Origin of the sequence: Caballeronia choica, assembly GCF_001544535.1 — a bacterium.
Classification (GTDB): Bacteria; Pseudomonadota; Gammaproteobacteria; order Burkholderiales; family Burkholderiaceae; genus Caballeronia; species Caballeronia choica.
Map to the genome: position 1 here is coordinate 1 of NZ_FCON02000316.1, position 3,915 is coordinate 3,915.

Annotated in this window: 3 protein-coding genes; all 3 read right to left on the minus strand. The window is 60.6% G+C overall.

Translation table 11 applies throughout. The features are described 5' to 3' along the window. Positions 1 to 651: 651 nt before the first annotated feature. Positions 652 to 1,680, minus strand: coding sequence for an aldose epimerase family protein (locus AWB68_RS43075; protein WP_235028837.1), 1,029 nt, complete (start codon positions 1,678 to 1,680; stop codon positions 652 to 654). A gap of 168 nt (positions 1,681 to 1,848) precedes the next feature. Further along, positions 1,849 to 3,315: a glucose-6-phosphate dehydrogenase gene (gene zwf, locus AWB68_RS43080; RefSeq protein WP_087650205.1), complete on the minus strand. Its 1,467-nt coding sequence runs from the start codon at positions 3,313 to 3,315 to the stop codon at positions 1,849 to 1,851. A 252-nt stretch (positions 3,316 to 3,567) separates the two neighbouring features. Continuing rightward, a partial coding sequence (locus AWB68_RS43085) for a substrate-binding domain-containing protein (protein ID WP_143282041.1) occupies positions 3,568 to 3,915 on the minus strand: 348 nt, incomplete at its 5' end.

Sequence of the window (3,915 nt, forward strand, 5' to 3'; positions counted from 1 at the left end):
ATATCGAACGGTGCCCACGGTTACTTGGCACTGTATCGGTTTGTGCCTGAGTTGGACACCGTGTTCGTTACGGCCATTCGCAGCCAACGGGAGTTGCGCTATCGGCGCAGCGATGATGACCGCTCTACGTGAACGGAGTACGACACGAGAGTCTATCGAAGGTAACGTGCGTGCGGCATTTGACATCGAGAATTCGGCGGGCAGGTTCGCTCGCCGAAATGCGCATCATGCCGGCGTGCACTCAGGGGCACTGGTGACGTCCCCTCGCAAGAGGGCTCGTCGCAGCACCAGCCACGGATAGGTCCGTCGCCGGCATCCTCTTTTTGCGGCGCTGCCCAGTGCGACTACGACTCTGACCTAATCGACAGCGGTATGTTTGAGCGCGTTCATTGCGGGCAATCGGCGCCGACCGAAGCCGCGCATAGCTAAAGGCCAGCGGCCATCGGTCGCGTCTCGCTTATTCCGTTCCGATGAAGTGAGCTCCGCTGCCGTGACTTGATCGATCCACTCTTCCGTGTGGCCACTATGCAGCTCGATACTTTGGCGACAGCCGCGATATGATGCTGCGCAACGATGTGCTCGAGCCGTTGGCTGGTGTGAGCTTGCCGGCATGCTCAATCCCTTTGAGTAAAGCAACGGGGCTCCATGCATTCACTGGGTCACGACCTCGAATCGATAAGCAATTTCGATCGGTTGACCCGGATCGAGGGCTATCGCGGTCGGAATACCCCGTTCATTGATTGGGTTCGCCGCCAGTGCAGCACGGCAGCCAAGTTCAAACGCACTGGCCACAGGCTCGACGCCCAGGCAGAGATTGCGGCCATTCCAGGGGCGGTAACTGCGGCCCCGATTGCTGATCCATAGTAGAAGCGATGGGAGTACTGAAGCATCCCAACTGAGACGATACGCAACTTGCGATTCGTCATCCGTCAGGGTCACTGATCCGTCGATCCCACAGAGCTGGATGATTTCTTCTGTATTGTGCGGGAACGGAAAGCGATCAAACGCGGCGGTGCCACCGGCACGCAGCGGTACCTGATTAAGCGTGTTAAAGAATGCGCCTGGGTCTGCCCGCGAAACGCCTGGTTCGGGGCCAGCCGGGTGAACCACGCCAAAGCGAAAAGCGCCGGGATCGATCTTGAAAGCGCCAGCGAGCGATGGCAGCGCCAGATTGGGATGCAAACCGATCGGACGGCGCGTCTCCTTGCGCGCCTCGACCTTCAGGATGAAGTCGATTGCGGGGCCATCGGGATCCGCGCGGATCACGCGGACCAACCTGGCGATGGGGGAAGCGGGCGGATACTTGAGCGCGATCTCGATTTCAAGATCTGTCTGCCGCACCAGTGTCCATTCCGCCACACAGCCATAACCATGAAGCAGGTCATCGCTCGAATCTAGCGGGTGATCAACTTGGGCGACAGACGTGGCGACGCTTTTCTGCCAGCTTTCCACGACGGTCTCCGGAGCGCAGGGCACACCAAAAGGAACGCACGGGAATTCGCTTCTCATATGATTGAGTAATTCTGGCCGCTGGTGCGTCCCGTCTCCGATCCACGGAGCCTCGTAAAACGGTCGGACATGCCGGTCACCGCGCTTTAGCGTGACCCCGCCGATCATGCCGCCCGTGGCATGCACGTCAAGGGCGCCGTGAGGCCATTCAAGGTGCCAGATGCTATTCATGATCGTCTTCTTGACAGGAAATGATATAGAGCCGCACTTCGCTGAGCGGTCTGAAAAAAAGCCACGCCACGGCGCAGCGGGTGCTATCGGACAAGCACGCCATGACCCCTCTGTTGTGGCTGGGGCACGTTCGGGCGAATTGTGAGCCAGACATCGTCTGGATGGCGCTCAGTTCTCTTCTTCCAGCCAGCATGTGTTATGGCGCGCGAGCAGTGCGCTGGCTGCGGCCGGCCCCCACGTACCCGACGAATAGGATCTCGGAGGGGTGTCCTGGGTGGCCCAATCATCGATGATTGGTGCGACCCAGCGCCATGCGGCCTCCTGTTCGTCGCGCCGCACGAACAGCGCGAGCCGTCCGGCAATCACGTCGAGGAGCAGGCGCTGGTAGGCCTCCATCCGGTCTTGTTGAAAGAATTGATCGAACGCGAGGTCGAGGTACACGCCCTGCAGCGTCATGCCCAGGCCCGGCTGCTTCGCGAGCGCGCTTAGCCGGATCGATTCAGTCGGCTGCAGACGGATCGTCAGCCGGTTCGAACCTGGACGTAAGGCCATCGGTCCAAGAGCAGAGTGCGGCACGGTCCGGAAGTTGACGACAATTTCAGCGACACGGGCCCCCAGTCGCTTGCCGGTGCGCAGAAAAAACGGCACCCCGGCCCAGCGCCAGTTCTCGACCTCGACTTTCAGTGCGACAAATGTTTCGGTCCTGCTCTCCGGCCTGACGCCCGGCTCAGCATGATAAGCCGGTACTGATACGCCGTTGATGGCGCCGGCATGATACTGGCCACGCACGACGCTTTGCCTGATCTGCTCACCGAGCACCGGCTTGAGCGCACGCAGCACGCGCAGCTTTTCGTCGCGCACCGCATCCGCATCCATCGATCGCGGGGGCTCCATCGCAACGATCGACATCAGTTGCAGCAGGTGGTTCTGCACCATGTCGCGCAATGCACCGGTCTGATCGTAGAAGTTGCCGCGACCTTCGACGCCGAGTTCCTCTGCAACGGTGATCTGAATACTCTCGACCCATTCACGACGCCACAGCGGCTCGAATAGCGAATTGCCAAAGCGCAGTGCAAACAGGTTTTGTACCGCTTCCTTACCTAAGTAGTGGTCGATCCGGTAGATCTGCTCTTCGTTGAAGATCCTGCCGACCGCGTCGTTGATAGCAGTCGACGACTCCAGATCGTAGCCAAGCGGCTTCTCCAGCACGACGCGTGCGCCTTCGGTGAGGCCCGCGGTCCCAAGCGCGCTGCAGATCGGCACGAATAGCGCCGGCCCGGTCGCCAGATAGAAGATGCGCCTGCCGTGAGCCGCGCCGAGCGTTTCCCTCAGCACGGAGAACGCTTCTGGCTGACCTGCGTCAAGCGCGACGTACGTGATGCGTTCGAGAAAGCTTCGCCATACTCCGTCGTCAATCGCGGTTCCCGATATGCGCGGCTTGACGTGTTCGTCGACCCATCCCAAATAGCCACTGTGATCCAGCGTGGTCATCGCGACGGAGATGATCCTGCCATCCGGCGCGAGCATCCCGTCGCGGTGCGCCGCGTAGAGCGCAGGAAGGATCTTACGCATGGCCAGGTCACCTGTTCCGCCGAACAGGACGAAGGCAAATCCGGGCGGACCCGGCTGGTTCATCGATGGTGTCGTCATGGTATCCAGAAGCAAAGTCATATAGAGGTTCTACACACCAGCCAGCGCAGCCACCTCGTCCACCGTGGGCGCGTAAGCCCCTTGCTGCGTGCAGACAACGGCTGCAGAAGCCGCTGAAAAACGCAGATGGGGTGCCAGCGGCGCGTGAGACCGGGTGATTATGCTCGTCATCCATGCGCCGATGCAGCAGCCATCGTCCGCAACCCACGATGTCAACTACCTGTGCAGGTGATGGACTCAACGCGGCGACGACCACCCCTTATAACTGCCGATGTTCTCACGCGTAATCAACGTCGACGGCATCAAGATCAGCGGGTTCGCCGGCTTCTGCCCGTTCATGATCTTGTAGCCGACGTCCACCGCCGTTTGCGCCATCGTCCACGGGTCCTGACTCGCCGATGCCTGGATCAGCGTGTCGCTCTTCAGCGCGGTTTCGATGTCCGGCGCGCCATCCACGGACGTAATCACCATGTCCTTGCGGTGCAACTGCTTGGCCGCGAGATCGCTGCCGACAGCCTGCGGGTCATTGATCGCGAACAGACCCTCGATCTTCGGGAAGCGCGTGAGGTAGCCCTGCATCGCGTT

Bases quoted from the DNA above. Each gene is read 5' to 3' on its own strand.
- zwf (WP_087650205.1), bottom strand. From the start codon at position 3,315: ATGAACCAGCCGGGTCCGCCCGGATTTGCCTTCGTCCTGTTCGGCGGA.
- AWB68_RS43075 (WP_235028837.1), bottom strand. From the start codon at position 1,680: ATGAATAGCATCTGGCACCTTGAATGGCCTCACGGCGCCCTTGACGTG.